The following is a 2,836-nucleotide window of genomic DNA, read 5'->3' on the forward strand; positions in this document are numbered from 1 at the left end:
GCGACGGCCCGGCCGTTCGAGACCCACCTCAACGCCTTCGACCAGAAGATGACGCTCCGCATCGCCCTGGAGCTGTACCTGAAGCGCGCCGTCGTCGGTGGGATCGACCGCGTCTACGAGATCGGCCGGATCTTCCGCAACGAGGGCGTGGACTCCACGCACAGCCCGGAGTTCACGATGCTCGAGTGCTACGAGGCCTACGCCGACCAGTTCGTCATGGCGGACCGCATGAAGGAGATGATCCTCGCCTGCGCCGACCTGCTGGGATCACGCACCATCGAGACCGCGAAGGGCACGATCGACCTCGACGGCGAGTGGGCGTGGCTCGGCGTCTATCCCGGTCTGTCCGCCGCGGTGGGCCAGGAGGTCACGCCGGACACCGGACTCGAGGAGCTGCGGTCGATCGCCGAACGCCACGAGGTCTCGCTGGACCCGGCCTGGGGCGCGGAGAAGGTGGTGCTCGAGCTCTTCTCCGAGATCGTGGAGCCGACCCTCATCCAGCCGACCTTCGTCTACGACTACCCGCCGTCGGCGCAGCCGCTCGCCCGGCCCCACCGGGAGGACTCGCGGCTGATCGAGGCATGGGACCTCATCATCGGCGGGATGGAGCGCGGCACGGCCTTCTCCGAACTCATCGACCCGGTGATCCAGCGGGAGCGGCTCACGGAGCAGTCCCGACAGGCCGCGGCCGGCGACGACGAGGCCATGCAGCTGGACGAGGACTTCCTGCGGGCCCTCGAATACGGGGCCCCGCCGATGGGCGGCATCGGTCTCGGAATCGACCGGCTCGTGATGCTTTTCACGAACGTCGGAATTCGCGAGTCCATCCTCTTCCCGATTCTCAAGCCCGAGGCGGGTCAGTAGCGGTGGAATATGTAGCGGTCCTCCTGCCCTCAGCCTGCTTGGCAGTGCTTTTCTACTTCGTGATCAAGGCCATATTCAATGCCGACCGCGCCGAACGCGAGGCGCTGGCACGTGCCGAGGAAATGCAGGACGCCGAGGACGCGAGGAACCGCGAGGCCGCGCGGGAAAAGAATGACGGCCAAGAAATCGATCCGAGTTAGGAATGCTCTTCTTTTGACCTCGATTCATCAATGCCGCATACTAATTCATGGGGCATTGATATCGAGGAACTTAATAAGGAGAGCATTGTGGCGCAGAAGGTAAAGATCATTCTCATCGATGACATCGACGGCGGGGAAGCCGACGAAACCGTGCGCTTCGGCCTCGACGGCGTGCAGTACGAGATCGACCTCTCGGAGACGCATGCCTCGGAACTCCGCGCGACCCTCGCCGAGTACGTCGGGGCAGCCCGTCGCAGCAACTCCCCGAAGCAGCAGCGTTCGAGCGCCCCGGCCGCCTCCCGCAACCAGGAAGCCGCCCAGATCCGCGAATGGGCCAAGGAGAACGGCTACAACGTCTCCTCCCGAGGCCGCGTCAACAGCGAGATCGTCGAGGCCTACCGCGCCGCCCAGCGCTGACCACCACCACGTGGCGCCGGAGGGGAAGCCCTCCGGCGTTATCTCGCCTGTGGCGAACACGCACCCAAAGCTCATGCCGTACCCGTAGCATCGAATTACGCGTTAGCTAGGAGTGTGTGTCTCATGTTTGAGAGATTTACAGATCGTGCCCGTCGAGTTGTCGTGTTGGCCCAGGAAGAGGCCCGCATGCTCAACCACAACTACATCGGCACCGAGCACATCCTGCTTGGCCTGATCCACGAGGGCGAGGGTGTCGCCGCCAAGGCCCTGGAGTCGCTCAGCATCTCGCTGGGTGCCGTGAGGGAGCAGGTTCAGGAGATCATCGGGCAGGGCCAGCAGGCCCCGTCCGGTCACATCCCCTTCACCCCCCGGGCCAAGAAGGTACTGGAGCTCTCCCTGCGGGAAGCACTCCAGCTCGGCCACAACTACATCGGTACCGAGCACATCCTGCTCGGCCTCATCCGCGAGGGTGAGGGCGTCGCCGCGCAGGTCCTCGTGAAGCTCGGCGCAGACCTCAACCGTGTCCGCCAGCAGGTCATCCAGCTGCTGTCCGGCTACCAGGGCAAGGAGCCGGCTGCCGCCGGCGGTCCGCAGCAGGAGGGAACCCCTGCCGGCTCGGTGGTGCTGGACCAGTTCGGCCGCAACCTGACGCAGGCGGCGCGCGAATCGAAGCTCGACCCCGTCATCGGGCGCGAGTCCGAGATGGAGCGCGTCATGCAGGTGCTCTCCCGACGCACCAAGAACAACCCCGTCCTGATCGGTGAGCCCGGCGTCGGCAAGACCGCCGTCGTCGAGGGCCTCGCCCAGGCGATCGTCCGCGGCGACGTCCCGGAGACCATCAAGGACAAGCAGCTGTACACGCTGGACCTCGGGTCCCTCGTGGCCGGCTCACGGTACCGTGGCGACTTCGAGGAGCGGCTGAAGAAGGTCCTCAAGGAGATCCGCACCCGCGGCGACATCATCCTGTTCATCGACGAGATCCACACCCTCGTGGGCGCAGGTGCGGCCGAGGGCGCCATCGATGCCGCGTCGATCCTGAAGCCGATGCTCGCCCGTGGTGAACTCCAGACCATCGGTGCCACCACGCTGGACGAGTACCGCAAGCACATCGAGAAGGACGCCGCGCTCGAGCGCCGTTTCCAGCCGATCCAGGTCGCCGAGCCCTCCGTGGCCCACGCGATCGAGATCCTCAAGGGACTGCGCGACCGCTACGAGGCGCACCACCGCGTGTCCATCACCGACGGCGCCCTGTCCAGCGCGGCGACGCTGGCCGAGCGCTACATCTCGGACCGCTTCCTGCCGGACAAGGCGATCGACCTCATCGACGAGGCGGGGGCGCGCCTGCGCATCCGCCG

Annotated in this window: 4 protein-coding genes; all 4 read left to right on the forward strand. The window is 66.0% G+C overall.

The annotated features are described in order from the left end of the window. On the forward strand, positions 1-864 hold an 864-nt coding region (locus CVO76_RS00855), incomplete at its 5' end, for an amino acid--tRNA ligase-related protein (protein ID WP_347876218.1). Between the two features lie 44 nt (positions 865-908). Further along, complete coding sequence (locus CVO76_RS00860; protein ID WP_347876219.1) at positions 909-1,064, forward strand: hypothetical protein; 156 nt, start codon at positions 909-911, stop codon at positions 1,062-1,064. A gap of 87 nt (positions 1,065-1,151) precedes the next feature. Further along, complete coding sequence (locus tag CVO76_RS00865) at positions 1,152-1,481, forward strand: histone-like nucleoid-structuring protein Lsr2 (protein WP_133080093.1); 330 nt, start codon at positions 1,152-1,154, stop codon at positions 1,479-1,481. A gap of 123 nt (positions 1,482-1,604) precedes the next feature. Continuing rightward, the coding region (locus CVO76_RS17190; protein WP_244186124.1) for a Clp protease N-terminal domain-containing protein at positions 1,605-2,836 on the forward strand (1,232 nt) is incomplete at its 3' end.

The organism is Arthrobacter agilis (assembly GCF_002953615.1).
GTDB classification, from domain to species: domain Bacteria; phylum Actinomycetota; class Actinomycetes; order Actinomycetales; family Micrococcaceae; genus Arthrobacter_D; species Arthrobacter_D agilis_B.